The organism is Oleiphilus sp. HI0117 (assembly GCF_001635235.1).
In genome coordinates, this window is record NZ_LWGA01001126.1 from 1 (window position 1) to 834 (window position 834).

Annotated in this window: 2 protein-coding genes; both read left to right on the forward strand. The window is 44.0% G+C overall.

Going from position 1 to position 834, the window contains the following annotated elements; genetic code table 11:
* The coding region (locus A3757_RS20160) for a P-loop NTPase (protein WP_068740177.1) at positions 1 to 659 on the forward strand (659 nt) is incomplete at its 5' end.
* 29 nt (positions 660 to 688) lie between these two features.
* Positions 689 to 834: sigma factor (locus tag A3757_RS25360; RefSeq protein WP_304439202.1), on the forward strand; the 146-nt coding region annotated here is incomplete at its 3' end.

Below are 834 nucleotides of genomic sequence, written 5' to 3' on the forward strand. Positions count from 1 at the left end.
TAGGTATCACCTCTAAAAGCAATATAGCGGATGTGATAAGTGGCGAATGTTCTCTGCGTGACGTTTTGGTTGATGGGCCCAAAGGAATAAAAGTAGTACCAGCTTCATCTGGTACGCAAAAAATGGTTTCTTTGAATCCAATGGAACATGCCGGTTTAATTAATGCCTTTAGTGAAATTTCTGAAGATCTCGATGTCCTGATTATTGATACCGCAGCAGGTATATCCGATGGTGTTGTTTCGTTTCTTAGGGCTGCGCAAGAAGTTATTGTTGTCGTATGTGATGAGCCTACATCGATTACCGATTCATATGCGCTAATTAAATTGTTAAATCGCGATTACGATATGTACCGTTTTCGTGTACTGGCGAATATGGTTAAAACGCAGGAAGAGGGGCGCCACCTCTATTCCAAGCTTGCTCACGTTACTGAGAGATTTCTCGATGTTGCTCTGCAGTATGTTGGGTCAATCCCTTTCGATGAGTCGGTGAAAAAAGCAGTGCAGCGTCAACGGGCTGTTTCTGATGTGTATCCTCGTGCAAAAGCATCGTTGGCATATAAGACGCTTGCCCAAAAAGCGGATAGCTGGCCACTGCCTTCTTCTCCAAAAGGTCATTTGGAGTTCTTTGTTGAGCGCCTGGTTCAGGCTACCTCAAACTAGAACGTGTTTAGTTCCGGTGTCATAGGCTGATGTATACAGACGCTCAAGTAAAACGTGCCGATGATTTGATTCGGTCTCATGCGCCTTTAGTCAAAAAAATTGCGCATCATTTGATATCTCGTCTACCGTCTAGCGTTCAGGTCGATGATTTAATTCAGGCTGGTATGATCGGGTT